This window comes from Streptomyces sp. SDr-06 (assembly GCF_003324565.1).
Taxonomy (GTDB): Bacteria; Actinomycetota; Actinomycetes; order Streptomycetales; family Streptomycetaceae; genus Streptomyces.
In genome coordinates this window covers 385,987-403,545 of the sequence record NZ_QOLA01000002.1, presented here as the reverse complement: position 1 = coordinate 403,545, position 17,559 = coordinate 385,987, and the positions used below count along the sequence as shown (strand labels likewise).

Annotated in this window: 11 protein-coding genes; 7 read left to right on the top strand and 4 right to left on the bottom strand. The window is 73.3% G+C overall.

Features of this window, described 5'->3' with window-relative positions; genetic code table 11:
- Positions 1-41 precede the first annotated feature (41 nt).
- Positions 42-1,487, top strand: coding sequence for a DUF1996 domain-containing protein (locus DT019_RS06170; RefSeq protein WP_114035605.1), 1,446 nt, complete (start codon positions 42-44; stop codon positions 1,485-1,487).
- 51 nt (positions 1,488-1,538) lie between these two features.
- On the opposite strand, the gene DT019_RS06165 is transcribed toward DT019_RS06170, so the two are convergent.
- Complete coding sequence (locus DT019_RS06165) at positions 1,539-1,922, bottom strand: hypothetical protein (RefSeq protein WP_114035604.1); 384 nt, start codon at positions 1,920-1,922, stop codon at positions 1,539-1,541.
- A 99-nt stretch (positions 1,923-2,021) separates the two neighbouring features.
- Here DT019_RS06165 and DT019_RS06160 point away from each other — a divergent pair, with 99 nt between their 5' ends.
- The 6 genes from DT019_RS06160 to DT019_RS06135 all read left to right on the top strand — a co-directional run bounded on the left by DT019_RS06160 (position 2,022) and on the right by DT019_RS06135 (position 8,233).
- Positions 2,022-2,603, top strand: coding sequence for a rhomboid-like protein (locus DT019_RS06160; RefSeq protein ID WP_114035603.1), 582 nt, complete (start codon positions 2,022-2,024; stop codon positions 2,601-2,603).
- A 29-nt stretch (positions 2,604-2,632) separates the two neighbouring features.
- Positions 2,633-3,427, top strand: coding sequence for a tyrosine-protein phosphatase (locus tag DT019_RS06155; protein ID WP_114035602.1), 795 nt, complete (start codon positions 2,633-2,635; stop codon positions 3,425-3,427).
- Between the two features lie 76 nt (positions 3,428-3,503).
- On the top strand, positions 3,504-5,438 hold the full coding sequence (locus DT019_RS06150; protein ID WP_114035601.1) for a hypothetical protein: 1,935 nt from the start codon (positions 3,504-3,506) through the stop codon (positions 5,436-5,438).
- 66 nt (positions 5,439-5,504) lie between these two features.
- Entirely contained in the window at positions 5,505-6,392 is an 888-nt protein-coding gene (locus DT019_RS06145; protein ID WP_114035600.1) for a metal-dependent hydrolase, read from the top strand.
- Between the two features lies 1 nt (position 6,393).
- Positions 6,394-7,458, top strand: coding sequence for a PDR/VanB family oxidoreductase (locus DT019_RS06140; RefSeq protein ID WP_114035599.1), 1,065 nt, complete (start codon positions 6,394-6,396; stop codon positions 7,456-7,458).
- A gap of 61 nt (positions 7,459-7,519) precedes the next feature.
- Positions 7,520-8,233: a TetR/AcrR family transcriptional regulator gene (locus tag DT019_RS06135; protein WP_114035598.1), complete on the top strand. Its 714-nt coding sequence runs from the start codon at positions 7,520-7,522 to the stop codon at positions 8,231-8,233.
- A gap of 121 nt (positions 8,234-8,354) precedes the next feature.
- Here the strand turns inward: DT019_RS06135 and DT019_RS06130 are convergent, their stop codons facing one another.
- From DT019_RS06130 to pulA, 3 genes are all read right to left on the bottom strand, one after another.
- A complete protein-coding gene (locus DT019_RS06130) occupies positions 8,355-9,956 on the bottom strand; it encodes a fused response regulator/phosphatase (protein WP_114035597.1) in 1,602 nt (533 codons plus the stop codon).
- A gap of 119 nt (positions 9,957-10,075) precedes the next feature.
- Complete coding sequence (locus DT019_RS06125) at positions 10,076-12,109, bottom strand: ATP-binding protein (RefSeq protein ID WP_114036037.1); 2,034 nt, start codon at positions 12,107-12,109, stop codon at positions 10,076-10,078.
- 90 nt (positions 12,110-12,199) lie between these two features.
- Positions 12,200-17,533 carry a pullulanase-type alpha-1,6-glucosidase gene (gene pulA / locus DT019_RS06120; RefSeq protein ID WP_114035596.1) on the bottom strand — a complete coding sequence of 1,778 codons (5,334 nt, stop codon included), beginning with the start codon at positions 17,531-17,533 and terminating at the stop codon, positions 12,200-12,202.
- Positions 17,534-17,559 lie beyond the last annotated feature (26 nt).

Here is a 17,559-nt window from a genome sequence, read left to right as displayed (position 1 = left end):
CCCATCCGTATGGAACTGCGCGCTTCAAGCGAAGGAGTTCCATGGGACGCTCAGCACGCTCACCCCGAAAACGGCAGGCCCTCCCCCGCCGGATGACCATGGCCGCGGCCGCGCTCATCCTGGGCGGCGGCGGGCTCGTCGCGGTCAATTTCTACGCCTCCGCGAGTGAGGGCTCCTCGGGCGGCCCCGGCTCGTCGGGTCAGGACATGGCGCGGATGCGGATGGTGTCGACCATCGACTGCCCGGACGTCGGCAACGCCCTGTCCACCGTGCCCCCCGCCGCCAGACCGCAGGTGGACCGCCGGCTCGCCGATCTCGACACACAGATCACCGACGCGTACACGAAGTTCGCGGACAACAAGGACCGGATCCAGCAAAATCCCCAGCTGGCCGACTCCATGGTCCTGTCCCCACTGAAACGGCAGCGCACCGATGCCATCGGGCGGATCGCGGACGCCACCGGGCAGCCGGACCTCAACGGCAAGGGGCTCGCCGCCTGCACGATGCGGGCCGCCGACGCCCCCGCGCCCGGCGACCGCACAGGCGCGCAGGGCGACGGCCAGAACGCCGTCAACGCCACACACGCCGCCGCTTCCGCCTCCGGGCTCGCGCGCGGCGACTTCGTCGACATCCGGTCGGTACGGCCGAACGCCGCGGCCCCCCGGCCCGGGCCCGGCGCCTCCACCGGCACCTTCACCAGCGACTGCGGCCGCAACCAGAACGGCAAGCGCAACCCCGACAACGTCATCGTCGCACCCGGCGTGAGCAACGGCGCCCACCACATGCACGACTACGTCGGAAACCAGGCGACGGACGCCTTCGCCAGCGACGACGATCTCGCCAGGGGCCGGACGAGTTGCCGCAACCAGGGCGACAAGTCGACCTATTACTGGCCGGTCGTGCGGGTGCTCAACCAGGGCAACGACACGGACGCGCGGGCCGACGGCGGCGGCAAGGACAAGAACCTCGGAAAGATCCAGACCCCGGTCCAGGCGACGATCCAGCTGGTGGGCAGCCCGGTCGGCAAGGTCACCGCCATGCCCCGCTTCCTGCGGATCATCACGGGTGACGCCAAGGCGTTCACCAACGGCAATGCCAACGCCAACGCCTCCTGGAGCTGCACCGGATTCGAGAACCGCCAGCTCAAGGACAAGTACCCGCTGTGCCCCCAGGGCAGCAAAGTGGTCCGCACCTTCAAGTTCCAGAGCTGCTGGGACGGCAAGAACACCGACAGCGCCAACCACCGCACCCATGTCGCCTTCGCGGACAGGAGCGGCGCCTGCCCCGCCGGATTCACGGCGATCCCCCAGCTCGTGCAGCGCATCGTCTACGACCTGCCCGCCAAAGCCGGTGCCTTCGCCGTGGACTCGTTCCCCGAGCAGCTCCACAAGCCCGTCACCGATCACGGTGACTTCATCGACGTCTTCAGCGATCAGCTGATGGGGAAGGCGGTGAACTGCATCAACACCGGGCGCTCCTGCGCCTGACCCCCCGCGCGTGAACGCGAGGAGGCACCTGCCGCTGCGCGGCCGATTCGGTCAGTGTCCGGAATGCATGGTCCCGGTCTCGACACTGCCACCGAGCCGGCCGTGCAGTGCCGTGACCACCGGCTGGTCGCCGACCGCCACCCATTTGCGCCCGACCAGGTAGACGCCGCCGTAGTCCCGTGCTTCGTTGATCCACTCCCGCTGGCCGCGGTCGGTGGCGAAGGTGGCGAGCACGTAACGGCCGTCCTTGGTCGCGCAGTTGGCCTGCCGCAGCTCGGCCGAGTCCGTCGAGACGACCGGCTTGCACGCGGCCCGCGCGGCCAGCTGCTCCAGGGTCCCGCTCGCGGTCGTGGGCGCGTGCGAGGACGCACCGCACCCCGTCATCACGGCGACGGCCACAACCACCCCGAGGACCCCTCGCGCATCGTTTCGCATCACCCCATCTTGCCCTCAACTCCCTTATGTACAAGGCGACTTGAGGACTTTCATCGGGGCGAGGAGGCGGCCGGGTCCGCCATGTCCGATCATGGACGCATGCGTGTACCCACCCTCGCGCCCGCATACGTCGGCGGCGTCCAGCTCATCGCGTACGCGAGCCGTCGGCTGCTCGGCGAGCGGGCCCGTCACGACCTGCTGCGCTCGTGCTCCACCAACGCCGACAACCTGTCCCAGGGGCGGTACGGCACGCTGGCCACCAGCGCGGTGCTCGTCGAAGCGCCGATGGAGCTGCCCTACGCGCTGCTCCTGCTCGCGGTGCTCGGCTACGCGGAGTACGCGCGGGGAGCCTGGTGGGCGGCCGGGGTGTTCCTGCTCGGCCACGTCGGCGCCACGCTGCTGGTGTACGGCGGGCTGCGCGCGGGCCGTCCCTCGCCCGCCACCCGCGCCGCCCTGGACGTGGGCACCAGCTACGGCTTCCACGCGGTCCTCGGCGCGCTGACGTCGGCCCTGCCGCACGGACGGCTGCGCGGCGGCGCGCGGATCGCCCTGCTCGCGCTGGCCGCGCGGCCCCTGCTGCGGCCCGGTCGCACCTTCACGGACGCGGGACACTGCGCGGCACTGGGACTCGGTCTCGGAGTGGCGATGGCCGTGGACTACCGTTCGGTTCGAAACCGGTAGATTTCACCCCGCTCAGGAGCCTCCCGCACATGATCGCGATCCCCGCCACCACCGTCGCCAACCTGCGCGACCTCGGCTCCACCCCGCTGTCCGGCGGCCGAACCGTCCGCTCGGGCCTGGTCTTCCGCGCCGGCCAGCTCGACCGCATGGACCCGGCCGGCGATCCGGCGGTGGCCGCCCTCGGGCTGCGTACGATCATCGACTTCCGCACCGGCGCCGAGCGCGCCGACTACCCCGACCGGGTGCCGAGCGGCGCCCGGCTGCTGATCGCCGACGCGCTCGCGGACAAGATGTCGGCCGCCGGAGCGCCCGCCGCCGCCCAGCTCAAGCACATCCTGGCCGACCCGATCGTGGCCGAGGAGCACCTCGGCGGCGGCAAGGCGCAGGCCCTGTTCGCCGACACCTACCGCTCGCTGGTCTCCTCCGGTTCGGCCCGCGCCGCCTACCGCACCCTGCTGACCGAACTGGCCGCCGAGGACGCGGGCCCGCTGCTCTTCCACTGCACGGCGGGCAAGGACCGCACCGGCTGGGGGGCGACGGTGATCCTGGCGCTGCTCGGCGCCGACGAGGCGACCGTCGAGCGCGAGTACCTCTCGGTCAACCCGGCGGTGCGCCAGGCCTTCGCCCCGCTCATCGAGGGCTTCATCGCGCAGGGCGGCGACCCCGAGATCGCCCTCGCCATCATCGGCGTCGTCCCCGAGTACCTGGCGGCCGCCCTCGACGAGGTCGCCACGCGGTACGGCTCGATGGAGAAGTACGTCCGCGAGGGACTCGGGGTGCCGGACGACGCGGTGGCCCGGCTGCGCGAACGGCTCATCGCCTGACGGCGGCCCCCACCGTCAACTCCCCTGATCGATGGGTGGGTTGTGTACGGGGTGACCATCTCCACATTCGCTCGTTTTGCTGAACGTGGCCCCAGAGCAGGACATCCTCAACCCACCCGCCCCCTCCGTCGGCGTCGAGCAGGCCGAGGCCGCGCTCGTCGAGCACTATCCGCGACTGGTGCGGCTCGCCTACCTCGTGCTGCCGCCCTCCCTCGGGCGCAACCGCCGGGTGCTGACCGCCCACGCGATCGTGCAGCGCTCGCTGCCGCGCGGCCGGGGCGCGGCCGCCGACGACGGGCTCATCCCCGGCGCCCGGCGGGCCGAGGGCGGCGGGGACCCGGGGTATGTGTATGTGCGGCGGCAGGTGGTGCGCCAGGCCCTCGAAGCGGGGCTCCCGCTGCGCCGCAGGGCGTGGCCCAAGCGGGCGCAGTTCCCGCCGCTGCTGCCGCAGGTCCGGGGGCTGCGGCTGTTCCCGCGCTCCGGCGGCGCCGATGAACTCGCCCTGGACCAGCGCCTTTCCGCCCTGTCGGGCCCCGCGCGGGCGGCCTACGTGCTGCGAGGTCTCGAACGGCTCGGCGACGACGAGGTGTGCGCGGAGCTGAACGCCGCCGGGGTCGGCGAGACGCGCCGGGCGCTCGCCGAGGCCGACACCGTCACGGCGCAGGCCGGGCTCCTGGAGTCCGCGGAGTTCGACCCCTGCTCGCTCCAGGCGCGGCCCACCGATCTGATGCGGCGGCGCCAGCACGGCCGGGCCGCGCTCGCCGCCGTGGCGGCCCTGGTGGTGTGCGGGGCCCTCATCGGCCTGCCGGGCGACGGCTGGGGTCCGGACGGCGCGGCCGCGCCGTCCTACGCGCAGAACCCGGCGGCCCGGGCGGCGCTCGACCCCGGCCGGCTGCTGCGGGTCGAGCCCACGGCCTGGTCGACGGCGACGCGTACGGACTTCTCGGTGTGGCCGGCCCGGGGCGGTCTGCTCGGCGACTCGGGACTGCTGCGGCGGGCGCTCGCCGTGTGGGCGCGGCCGGGCCCGGCCGTGCAGGTGTCGGCGACGCCGGGCACCCCGTCGGGCCCGCCGATGGGCTCGCCCCAGCTCCTGTTCGCGGGCGATGTGGACCGGGCCAGGGTCGTGCTGCTCTACGACGGGCTGCGGGTCGCCCGCTATGCCGAGCCGCGCGACGGCACGGCCGGGGCCGCGCTGGACTTCGCTCGGGTGGACGCGGCCGACACCGCGTCCGCGGGCGCGCTCGTGGTGGGCCGGACCGACGGCAACGTGCGCTATCTGACCGCGCCCTGGGTGCGCGAGGCCTCCGTACGCGATCTGCTGACCCCGGACGCCGGGGCACGGCCGCTGCACCGGGACCGCGACGGGGTGACCGACCCGGTCGTCTCGCCCTCACAGGCCCGCCAGTGCACGTCCTGGGAGGCGCTGGAGTTCCACGACGACAGCGGGGTGCGGCTCGTCACCGACCTCGGCGAGCTCGCCCCGGCCCGGCTCACCTGGGGGCCGCCGTCGGACGCCCGCGACGTCGGCGACCGTTCGGCGCGCGAGGGCTGGGCGCGTACCGCGTGCCTGCTGCCCACCGTCCGCTCGCACGGGGTGCGCTCGGTGAACGACTGGCAGTTCGCCCAGCAGGCGCTGCCCGAGGGCAACGGCACCGCCGACTGGATCTGCACCCGCGCCGAGACCTGGCGGGGCGCGGGGAGCCGGGTGTTCGCCCAGTTCCAGGCCCCCTCCGCCAAGCTCGCTCCGGGCGCCATCGCGGCCCGCGCGGAGAACTCGGCGGCCTGCGGGATCCGCGAGGCGCGGGTGCTCGCGGGCGTGCTGTGGAAGTCGCGCGGCGGCACCTGGTTCGTGCTCGCGGCGGGCAGCGAACAGGTGGCGTCGGTGGCCCTGTCCGGCGGGATGACCGGCGGCGAGCGGGGCAACCTGCTGGCCGTACGGGCCAAGGAGGGGGCACGCGCCGAGCTCAACGGGAAGCTCGCGGACGGGAGTCCGATCAGCACCCTGCGCTGAGCCCGCGGGCCAACAAGTGGGTGCACACCCCTGTCGCCGCGGCGTACCCGTCAGTACATTGACGCCATGTCTAATACGCCGCAGCCCGCTCCGGTCGCGGAGGAGCGCATCGAGCTCAAGGCCCGGAACGTCTCGTTCGCGTGGGAGAAGACCCCGCTGCACTGGATACCCGGCGACCCGTTCACCGGCCACACCATCAACGTGCTGCACCTGTTGCTGCCGGCCGGTGAACGCTGGTTCGTGCACGTGTACCAGCAGGTGCTGCCGTACATCACGGACGACCGGCTGCGCGAGGACGTCATCGGCTTCATCGGGCAGGAGGCGATGCACTCCGCCGCGCACGACGACGTGCTCCCCCACCTCAAGAAGCTCGGCCTCGATCCGACGCCGTACACCGCGCAGGTGGACTGGCTCTTCGAGAAGCTGCTCGGGGACCGGACGCTGCCGCCGGGCCGGGCGCGCCACTGGTGGCTGATGGAGCGGGTCGCCACGATCGCGGCGATCGAGCACTACACGGCGTTCCTCGGCAACTGGATCCTCAACGCCGAGACCCTGGACGAACGCGGCGCCGACCCGATGATGCTGGACCTGCTGCGCTGGCACGGCGCCGAGGAGGTCGAGCACCGCTCGGTGGCCTTCGAGCTGTTCATGCACGTCGACGGCGGCTACCGGCGCCGGGTGCGCACCTGGGCGACCGCGTTCACCGCGCTCGCCTTCCTGTGGCAGCGCGGGGCCCGCTTCTTCATGGCGAACGATCCGACGCTCGCGGACGGGAGGGCGAGCTTCGGGGAGTTCTACCGGGCGGGCAGGAAGGGCATGCTGCCCTCCACCCCCGCGATGCTCAGGTCCATCCCGCGCTATCTGAGCCGCACCTACCACCCCTCGCAGGAGGGCAGCACCGCCCAGGCCGTCGCCTACCTCGCCTCCTCCCCCGGCGCCAACGGAGGCCGGTGACATGCGCCGTGCCACCACCCTCGCCCTGGCCGCCGGGGCCGCCCTGCTGGCCCGCCGGGCGCTGCGCCGCCGCATCGAGGCCTCGCCGCTGTGGCCGCTGCCCGCCCTGGAGAACCCCGTCTCGGGGCAGGGCACCCGGCACTCCACCCGCGCCCTGAAGCTCACCGTCACCGAGCGGACCGAGCCCGCCGAAGGCGTCGTACGGCTGCGTCTTGAAGCCCTGGACGGCTCGGAGCTGCCCGCCTGGGAACCCGGCGCGCACCTCGATCTGGTGCTGCCCTCCGGTCTGGTGCGCCAGTACTCGCTCTGCGGCGACCCGGCCGACCGGAGCTCCTACACCGTCGCGACCCGCCTCGTCGAGGACGGCCGGGGCGGTTCGCGCGAGGTGCACGAACAGCTCCAGGAGGCCGTCGAACTGTCGGTGCGCGGCCCGCGCAACCGCTTCCCGCTGGTGAGCGGCGGCTCGTACGCGTTCGTCGCGGGCGGCATCGGCATCACGCCGATCCTGCCCATGCTCCGGGCGGTTGAGGCCCGCGGCCAGGACTGGCGGCTGCTGTACTGCGGGCGCTCGCGGGCCACCATGCCCTTCCTCGACGAGATCGAGCGGCTCGGCGGCAGGGTCACGGTCGTCCCCGAGGACGAACTCGGGCGGCCCGACATCACCGGATTCCTCGCCAACTCCCCGTCCGAAGCGGTCGTTTACTGCTGCGGCCCCGATCCGCTGATGGACGCGGTCGGTGCCGCGCTCGGCCCCGGCCGCGTCCCGCGCCTGGAGCGGTTCGCGCCCGGCGCGGCCACGGCGGGCGCGGCCTTCGAGGTCGAACTGCGCCGCTCGGGTCGCACGCTCGCCGTTCCGGCGGACACCTCACTGCTCGGCGTCCTGCGCGCGGAGCTTCCGGGCGTCTCGTACTCCTGTGAGCAGGGCTTCTGCGGAACCTGCCAACAGCGCGTCCTGGAGGGCGAGATCGACCATCGCGACGATCTGCTCACGGACGCGGAGCGGGACGACTCGATGCTGATCTGTGTGTCGAGGTGCCTCGGCGAGCGGCTCGTCCTCGACCTGTAGGGGCGCCCGCCGGGGCGGCCCGGCCTGCCCCGGCGGGCCACCCCCTGGGTACTCTGTTCGCATGACGACCGGGGTACGGCGCAGGATGGGCGTCGACGAGCGCAGGCAGCAGCTGATCGGGGTCGCCCTGGAGCTGTTCAGCCACCGCTCGCCCGACGACGTGTCCATCGACGAAATAGCGGCGGCCGCGGGGATATCGCGGCCGCTGGTCTATCACTACTTCCCCGGCAAGCAGAGCCTGTACGAGGCCGCGCTGCGCCGGGCCGCGGACGAGCTCGCCGGCCGTTTCGTGGAGCCGCACGAGGGGCCGCTCGGCGCCCGGCTGCTGCGCGTGATGGGCCGGTTCTTCGACTTCGTCGACGAGCACGGGCCCGGCTTCTCCGCGCTGATGCGGGGCGGCCCCGCCGTGGGGTCGAGCACCGCGAACGCCATGATCGACGAGGTGCGCAACGCCGCCTACCTCCAGATCCTGGCGCATCTGGGCGTCCAACAGCCGCCCGCACGGCTTGAGTTGGTCGTACGGTCGTGGGTCTCGCTCGCCGAGTCGACGGCGCTGATCTGGCTGGACGGGCGGCGGATTCCGCGCGGCGAGCTGGAGTTGCAGCTGGTGCACGACTTCGCGGCGCTGGCCGCGGTGAGCGCCGCCTACGACCCAGAGATGGCCGCGATCGTGCTGCCCATGCTCGCGGACGAGCCCGCCGACGGGCCGTTCGGCGAGCTGGTGGACCGGCTCGGCGCCCTGCTCCCCCTGGTGCCCGCGCCCCGCCTCGGCTGAACCCCGCGGCCTGACCGGCGCTTGGCATCCGCCCTCGCCCTCGCCACCCCGTCCGTCGCCCCCGACGAGGTCGGCGAGCAGCCCGCAAAGGCGGACGGCGAAGGCGGCGGCCCGTCCGCGGTCACGCCGGGAGAGAAGGCCCTCGGGCCGCGCCGAGGCGCAGCGCGAGCAGGGCCACGTCGTCCTCCCGGTCGTCGCCGAAGCGGTCGAGCAGCCTGTCGCACAGCGCCCCGGTGCCGGCCGGGGCGGCGGCCGCGGCGCTTCTGAGCTGTTCCAGGGAGTCCGCCAGGTCGGCGCCGCGCCGCTCGATGAGGCCGTCGGTCACCATCAACAGGCCGTCGCGCGGGCCCAGTCGGAGCCGGGTCGAGGGCGGGTGGCGCAGGCCGAGGCCGAGCAGCGGGCCCCGGATGTCGATGAACGAGGCTCCGCCGCGGTGCGGCAGGAGCAGCGGCGGCAGGTGCCCGGCGCTCGCGACGCGGGCCAGGCCGGTGGCCGGGTCGATGAGGGCGAGGCAGAGCGTCGCGGTGGCCTCGGGGTGGTAGCGCTGGAGCATCCTGTCCAGGCGCCGGATCAGCGCGGCGGGTTCGTGGACGTCGGTGGCGTACGCGCGCAGGGCGTGCCGGAGCTCGACCATGACCGTGGCCGCGTCCAGGGAGTGGCCGACGACGTCGCCCACCCCGACCAGGAGACCGGCGGGTGTGGTGAGCGCGGTGTAGAAGTCGCCGCCGATCTCGGCGCGGCTGGAGGCCGGGACGTAGCGGACGGCGAGGTCGGCGCCGGGCAGCCGGGGCACGTGCTGCGGCAGGAAGCTGCGTTGCAGGGTGAGGGCGATGTGGCGCTCCTCGGCGTAGGTGCGCAGGGATTCGGCGGCGACGGCCAGGGACTGGGCGAGCCGGGAGAGCAGCGCCTCGGTCTCCGGGCCGTACGGCAGGCGGGCCGGGACCGCGAGGCAGACGGGCGGCTGGTCGGCCTGGCCCCGGGCGAGCACGAGCCGTGCCCCGTCCCGGCCGAACGGCTCCGGCGGCCACAGCGGGGCCGGGGCGAGGACGGAGCGCACGCCGTCGCCCGCGGCCATGGCGCGGCGGAGCAGCGCGGCGAGCGTCGAGGGGTCGGGGGCGGTGGCCCAGCGGGGCGCGCCGCCCACGTGGAGGGAGGTGTCGGCGGCGAAGACGAAGGCGGTCACGGGGCCCGAGGTGAGGAGGGTGGCCGCGGCGGCGGCCGCGTCCGCGAGCTCCTGCGGGCAGCGCGCCCGGTGCAGGGTGGCGGTCGCCTCGGCCAGGCGGCTGAGCCGGCCGGCCCGCGCGGCCGACTCGTGGCGCAGCCGGGCGCCGCGCAGCGCGGCCCGCACGACGGCCTGGATCTCCTCGGGCTCGACCGGCACGGTGAGATAGGCCTCGGCGCCCGCGTCCAGGCCGCGGGTGCGGTCGCGCGGGGTGAGGGAGGCCGCCGAGAAGTGCACGACGGGCATCGGCGCGATGCCCGGGTGGGACTTGAGGCGGCGGCACAGTTCGAAGCCGTCCATGTCGGGCAGGCCCACGTCGACGACGGCGGCGTCGGGCAGCGCTCCCGCGCGCAGCCGGGCGTCGAGTTCGACCAGCGCGGCCGAGGCGCTGGACAGCGGGACGACCCGATGACCGGCCCGGCTCAGGACGGCGCCCATGGCGCAGCGGTTGGCGTCGACGTCGTCGACCACGAGAACCGTCGTGTCCCCGGATACGGGCATCCTCCGACTCACCGCCGATCGTCTCGGGGCCCACCGGGGCGAGGTGTCGCACCGTGACACGGACCCGCGACCCACCGTAGCGCCGGGGGCCCGGCCGGTGCCGTCACACGCCACTTTCGTCAACTCCCGGCTGGCAAACCACCCTTGAGGGCCACCGTCAGGCCGCCGTCCACCCCGGCGGCCACACCCCGGTCGAACGCCGAGTCGTACGCGTCGTCGCCCAGTGCCGCGCGCGCCCGGCGCTCGCACCGCTCGCGCAGAGCGGTCAGCTCGGGCGCGCCCATCTGGGCCTTGCCGACCGTGCGCCAGCACTCCTGGCCGACGCCGAGGAGCATCGCGCCGTCCTCGCCCGCGCCCTGCGAGGTCACCGCGCAGGCCAGCAGGTCGAGGCCGATCGCGATGCCGAAGCTGTCGTGCAGGAGGCGCTTGCCGGCGAGCATGGCGCGGGCGTGGGCGGCGGCCTCGGCGGGCCGGTCGAGGGCGAGCGCGCTGACGGCCAGGACGTAGTCGGCGTATGCCCGCATCCAGCGTTCACCGCGCGCCGCGCACTGGTCGCGCAGCTGGACGGCCTCGGCGGCCGCCTCGGTGTAGCGGCCCAGGTTGCTGAGGGCGTAGATACGGGCGAGCGTGCACAGGATGCGGCCTGCCGAGAAGCCGGTGTCCTGCGCGAGCGCCGGGTCGAGGATGGCGAGGGCCCGCCCGGGGTCGCCGGGCATCAGGACACTGGCGCCGTACAGGTAGGCCCCGCGCAGCCGCTGTTCGGGGGCGGTGGCGGCGCGGGAGCACTCCTCGCCCAGGCGTTGCGCCATGACGAGGTCGCCCTGGAGGAGCGCGCACACGCCGAGCGCCCACACCGCGGCGGCCCGGTGGGGCCCGGGGCCGGGACAGCCGTCCAGGGCGCGCTGGAGGTAGGCGCGGCCCTCGCGCAGCCGCCCGCAGCAGACCCAGACGAACCAGAGCGCGCCCGCCATGTCGAGGGCGGCCTCGGGGTCGGTGGCCAGGAGGTGCTCGAGGGCGGTGCGCAGGTCGGCGTGCTCGGCCTCCAGGCGCACGTACCAGTCGAGTTGGGCCGGGCCGAGCCAGGCGGCGTCGGCCTCGTGGGCGATGGCGCGGAAGCGGTGGGCGTGCCGGTCGGCGACCTCCTGACTCTCGCCGAGTTCGTCGAGCCAGCGCAGGCCGTACTCGCGGATGGTGTCCAGCATGCGGTGGCCGAACCGGCCGGAGCCCGCGAGCCGGGTGCGGACGACGGACTTGTCGATGAGGGCGGCCAGGACCTGCTCCACCCCGCAGGCGGGGAGGGGGCCGCCCGCCCCGATGTCCTGGGCGGCGGTGAGGTCGAAGTCGCCCGCGAACACGGAGAGCCGGGCCCACAGGAGTCGCTCCAGGGGTTCGCACAGCTCGTGGCTCCAGCCGATCGCGGTGCGCATGGTCTGGTGGCGGGGCAGCGCCGCGACCCTGGTGTCGGCGAGCACATCGAAGCGGGAGCCGAGCCGGACGGCGAGCTGTTCCACCGACCACAACCGGAGCCGGGCGCCCGCGAGTTCGACGGCGAGCGGGATGCCGTCGAGGCGTCGGCAGACGTCGGCGGCCGCGGCGGCGCGGGCCGGGTCGTCGAAGCTGAGGTGGGGCACGGCTTCGGTGGCGCGCTCCTTGAAGAGGGCCAGCGCCTCGCCGGAGACGGGCAGCGGCTCCAGGGGGAAGACACGTTCCTGCGGCCTGCCCAGGCGCTGGCGGCTGGTGGCGAGCACGGTGAGCCCGGGCGAGGTCTGGAGCAGCTCCCCGATGAGGTGGCCGCAGGCGCTGATGAGGTGCTCGCAGGTGTCGAGCACCAGGAGCGGGCGTTTGTCGGTGAGCCAGGAGCACAGGGCCTCGCAGGCGGTGCGCAGGCTCTGGTCGGTGACGCCGAACGCGTCGGCGACGGTGGCGGCGAGCAGGGTGCGGTCCCGCAGCGGCGACAGCTCAACCCACCAGACCCCGTCGGGGTAGCGGTGCTCGATCCGCCGGGCGGCCCGCAGGGCGAGCCGGGATTTTCCGACACCTCCCGGCCCCGTGACGGTGACGAGCCGATGCCGTTCGAGGAGGCCGTCCAGGCTGGTCAGTTCGGCCGACCGGCCGATGAAACTCGTGCTCTCCGCAGGAAGATTCCCCACCACGGGCACAGTCTGGACCACAGTGCGGCCCATGACGGAACCCGAGGCGGGGAACAACCGGAATCGCTCGTCGCGCGACCTGGAATGATCGGTTCAGTGCTGTTTGAAGACCGCAACGGTACGGGCCGGGACGGTGAAGCTCCCCGAACCCTGGTCGTAGGCGGCCGTTTTGACCACCGGGTCAGCCCCGGCCGCCTGCCGGGGGTGCAGGGCGAACGCGGTGCCCGCGAGGGCGGGGACGCGCTGGGTCCGCGCCTGCGGGGTGGCGTTGAAGACGACGACGAGCGGGCCGAGCCGCATGGTGATCACACCCGGCGTCTCGGCGGGGCCGGACAGCGGGAACGAGAGCGCCGACTGGACCTGACCGGCCGTGGCGAGACCGAACGCGCTCTCACTGCCCCGGATCGCGAGCAGGTCCTGGTAGGCGGCCGAGGTCCCGTTGATCTCGGCGCAGCCCGGGGTGAGCGACGGGTTCGTCAACAGGGGCTTGGCGAAGGGCCACTTGGCCCGGTTGTCGGCGGCCATGGGCAGCCCGCGGCCGAACCCGTTGCCCGATCGGCAGTCCCAGTGCAGCGCGTTGAACCAGTCGCCGCTGTCGAACGAGTTGCGGTCGAGCGACTTCGAGCGCAGCAGGTCGCTCCCGGCCTGGGAGAGGGCCGGGCCCTGCGACAGGGCGGCGGTCGCCAGCGCCAGGACCTGCATGCGGGACCGGTCGGCGGCCGAGGTGCCCGCGGGCAGCTTGTAGGCGAGCGCGTCGTAGAGCGACTCGTTGTCGTGGGCGTCCGCGTAGGCGACCGCGTCACCGGGGGCGGCCGCGTACCCCGCCGGGGCGCCGTTGTAGTCGACCTCGGAGCCCTTGACCGTGCGGCCCGCGCTGTCGGTGAAGGTGTAGGCGGCGAGGTTGCCGGTCAGGCCCACCTTGAGGAGGTCCTGGTAGTGCAGCAGGCGTGCCTTCTGCTCGGCCGACGTGCCGTTGGCCTGCGAGGAGTTGGGGTCGGTGTAGAGGCCGGAGGCGAAGCCCTGCACACCCGGGTCGGCGTCGAAGGGGCTGCCGCCGCGCACCGCGTCGCGGGCCCGGTCGGAGAACGTGGCGACGCCGGTGCCCGCCATGTTCTTCTGGGTGGCCTGCACGAAGCGGGCGTCGTCTGCGACCTCGCCGAAGTTCCAGCCCTCGCCGTACATGATGATCTTCTTGCCGTCCACGCCGTCCTTGGCGGGGGTCAGGGCGTCCAGCGCCTGGCGCACCGCGAGGATGTTGGCCTTGGGGTGGTGGCCCATCAGGTCGAAGCGGAAGCCGTCGACCTTGTACTGCTTGGCCCAGGTGACCACCGAGTCGACGACGAGCTTGCCCATCATGGCGTTCTCGGGCGCGGTGTTGGCACAGCAGGTGGAGCTGGCGACGCTGCCGTCGGCGAGCAGCCGCTGGTAGTAGCCCGGCACGATCTTGTCGAGCACCGAGTGATCGGCCTGCCCGGCGGCCGCGGTGTGGTTGTAGACGACGTCCATGACGGTGCGCAGCCCGGTGGCGTTGAGCCCTTGCACCATCTGCCGGAACTCGACCGTGCGGCGGGTGCCGTCGGGGTCACTGGCGTAGGAGCCCTCGGGCACGGTGTAGTGCAGCGGGTCGTAGCCCCAGTTGTACGCGTCCTTCGCGGCCGTCCTGGCGACGCAGGCCTGCTGCTCCTCGGAGTCCGGCGCGTACACCTTCAAGTCGCAGGCGGGCACGGACTGTTCGGACCTCTTCTCCGGGATTCCGGCGATGTCGAAGGCGGGCAGCAGATGGACGTAGGAGGTGCCGGCCTTCGCCAGCCGGGCGAGGTGCCGCATGCCGTCCGACCTGGTGTCGGTGAAGGCCAGGTACTGACCGGGGTGGTGCGAGGTGGGGTCCGCGATGGAGAAGTCGCGGATGTGCAGCTCCTGGATCCGCGCGTCCCGCAGCGGCACGGCGGCCGGCTTCTTCAGGGTGGCCCAGCCATTGGGCGCCAGCTTCGGATCGGCGAGGTCCACCACCAGGCTGCGGGCCGAGTCGGTGGTGAGGGCGGTCGAGTACGGGTCGGTGACCAGGTTGGTGACCACGCGCTGGACGCTCGGCGCCCACACCGTCACCGCGTACCGGTACGGCTTGCCCGACCAGGACGCGGGTCCGGTCACCGACCAGACGCCGGAGGCGCTGTCGCGCCGCATCGCGACGGTGCGGCCGTCGAGTTCGAGACGGACCCGCTGGGCGGTCGGCGCCCACAGGGAGAGGGTGGGGCGGCCGTGGTCGAAGACCGGGCCGAGCGAGGCCTTGACGGCCGCCGCGCTGTACAGGTCGTCGAGGATGCCCTGGGTCTGCACACCGGTCGCGGCGAGCAGCGCTCCGTTGGCGGCGCGCTGGGTGGCGATGACCTGCCCGGTGAGGGATTCGCGGACGCGGGAGCGGTCACGGGCGTCCACGGTGAACGCCGGATAGTCCTTCAGGTGCGGGTACTTGGCCTTCTGCGCGTCGCTCAGCGCCGACGGCGTGAGCCGCAGCCACTGCCCCTCGTCCGAGAGCGCGCCGTCCTTGACGGACAGGCCGCCCCCGGGCGCGTACACCAGCTGCTGGCTGGTGGCGCCGGTCGCCTTGACCTTCCAGACGACCGTGTCCCGGTCGATCCACTGTGCCTCGGACTTGGCGAGGTCGAGCGAGGCGCCCGAACCGGTCTGCGGGAGCAGGTACTTGGGCTGTGCGGCGAGCAGCCACACCTCGTTGCCGTAGGTGGCGAGGTCGAGGGACTGGTCGGCGGGCAGGTCCTTCTGGTCGCCCTTGTGCAGGATGTAGCTGAGCGAGGTCGCGCCCTGGGCGAGCGGCACCTCGAAGGTCACCCCGTACGCGTCGCGGCCGGTCGGCATCAGGGGCTTGGACCAGTCGGTGGACGAGGCGGCGCCGGTCCACGTGTGCAGGCCCCAGCCGTCGTAGTCGCCGTCGGGCCGGGAGTAGTGCAGGACCACCTTGGACTTGTCCTGCGGCGGGTACGCGCCCGCCGGGGCCTGGTCGGCCTGCGCGTCCTTGCCCTGCGCGATCCACACCTCGCCGGTCCTGCCGAGGTCGACGGTGCGCTGCGGCCCGTCGGCGCTGCCGTCCTTGGCCACGGTGTACGCGATCGACCCGGCACCCTGGGGGACCTTGACCCAGGCGAAGGCGCCGTAGGCGTCGCGCCCGGTGAAGGGCGCGCTCTGCCCCTCGGCCGCCAGCCGCCAGCCGTCGTAGTCGCCGCCGGGGCGCCGGTAGTGCACGACCGCGTAGTCCCGTTCGACGGCGGTCGGCCTGGCGGGCGCGGGCGTCTGCCCCGCCGTGGTGGAGGCGAGCGCGCTCGCGGTGCGTCCGGTGCTGTCGACCACAACCGCCTTGTAGCGCACGGGAGTTTTGGCGGCCAGGTCCAGGTACTGGGTGACCTTGTAGGGGGCGTGGTCGGCGGAGCCGAGAGTCCGCCACGTCCCGTTGCCGCTCTGGGCGGCGAACACGACCCGGTCGAGCTGTCCTCCGCTGACGTCCGCGGAGAGTTCGACGGTCCCGGTGGCGCCCGGGGCGGGGGCCTTCAGGGTGATCGACGGCTTCGCGGCGGGCGCGGGCAGCGGGGCGGCGGCCTTCAGGACCAGCGAGGACAGGGCGGGCACGGTCACCTCGACGGTGGCGTCCGCGCCGGAGCGCACCGTGCCCGAACCTCCGTACAGGACCGCGAAGCCGGCGTCCGGCGAGCCGGTGGGCACGGAGACCGTCTTCGGCTCGCCGGCGTTGTTCACGGCCACCACGTACTCGGTGCGCGTCGTGGCGTCCGTACGCGAGAAGGCGTACACGGAGTCCTTGGCGTAGCGCTCGGTCTGGACGCCGTCGCGCAGCGCCGGGTTGGCGCGGGTGAGGCGGGAGAGGTCGGCTATGGCGCGGTAGAGCGGATGGGTGGGGTCGTAGGCGTCCGAGGCGTGGGTGCGGTCGGTGCCCAGCTCGTCGTCGGCCAGGTAGTCGGGGACCTTCGAGGCGAACATCGTCTGGCGCGCGTCCTTGTCGCCGCCCGCGCCGGTGAAGCCCTGCTCGTCGCCGTAGTAGACCACCGGGTTGCCCCGGCTGAAGAACATCAGCTCGTTGGCGAGCCGGTCGCGCCGGAGCAGTTCGGCGTCGCTCGCCCCGGGGTGGTCCTGCTTGAGGAAGGTGCCGATGCGGCCCATGTCGTGGTTGCCGAGGAAGGTGACCTGCTCGTAGGCGTTGGCCTTGTCGGTGGTGTAGCGGTAGTCGTCGGCGAAGAGCGCGGCGAGCCGGGCGGCGGGCGCGCCCTGGGAGGCGTACTGGCGGGCCGCGTCCTGGAAGGGGAAGTCGAGGGTCGCGTCCAGGCGGCCCCGGGTGACGTACGGGGAGGTGACGGCCGGGTCGGCGGAGTAGGTCTCGCCGAACATGAAGAAGTCCGGCCGCCCCCGCTTCTTCGCGTACGCGTCGAGCGCGGTCGCCCACTGGGTCCAGAAGTCGAGGTTGACGTTCTTGACGGTGTCGATGCGGAAGCCGTCCACGGCGAAGTCGCGGACCCACTTCTCGTAGATCCGCTCCATGCCGCTGACGACCTCGGGCCGTTCGGTCCACAGGTCGTCGAGCCCGGAGAAGTCCCCGTACTCGGCGCTCTCCCCGGCGAAGGTCGAATCGCCCCGGTTGTGGTACATCGTGGGGTCGTTCAGCCAGGCCGGGACCTTCTTCTCCGTCACGACGGGGGTGTAGGGGAAGGAGTTCGCGTCGACCTTCCGCATGCCCGCCCGGTCGTCGAAGGGGCGGCCGCTGGTGTCGAGGTAGGGGTAGGCGCCCTTGGGCCGGTAGCCGTACTGCTTCTCCGCGTAGTCCACGGTGTCGGCGGTGTGGTTGGTGATGACGTCGAAGAAGACCTTCATGCCCTTGGCGTGGGCGCCCGCGATGAGCCGGGTGAGGTCGGCGTTGGTGCCGAAGTGCGGGTCGACCTGGGTGAAGTCGGTGATCCAGTACCCGTGGTACCCGGCCGAGGCGTCCTTGCCGGTGCCCTGCACGGGCTTGTTCTTGAAGATCGGGGCGAGCCAGATGGCGGTGGTCCCGAGCCCCTTGATGTAGTCGAGCTTCTGGGTGAGGCCCTTGAGGTCGCCGCCCTGGTAGAAGCCCTTGTCCGTGGGGTCGTATCCGGTCTCCAGGCGCGAACCGGTCAGCCCGCCCCGGTCGTTGGCGGCGTCCCCGTTGGCGAACCGGTCCGGGAGCACGAAGTAGAACTGCTCGCGCGTCGCGTCGTGCCGGGCGGGTTCGGCGGCGAGCCGGGCGTCACTGGGCGGCGCGGGCGGCTTCGGCGCGGCCGCGGCGGGCAGCGCGGGGACGAGCGCGGCGCACAGGGCGGCCGCGAGCGCGACGGCCGTTCTTCGCAGGGGGATCACCGGGTGCTCCTCGGTCGTACGGGGTCTCGGCATGCGGACGGTGCGGGATGGGGGCCGCC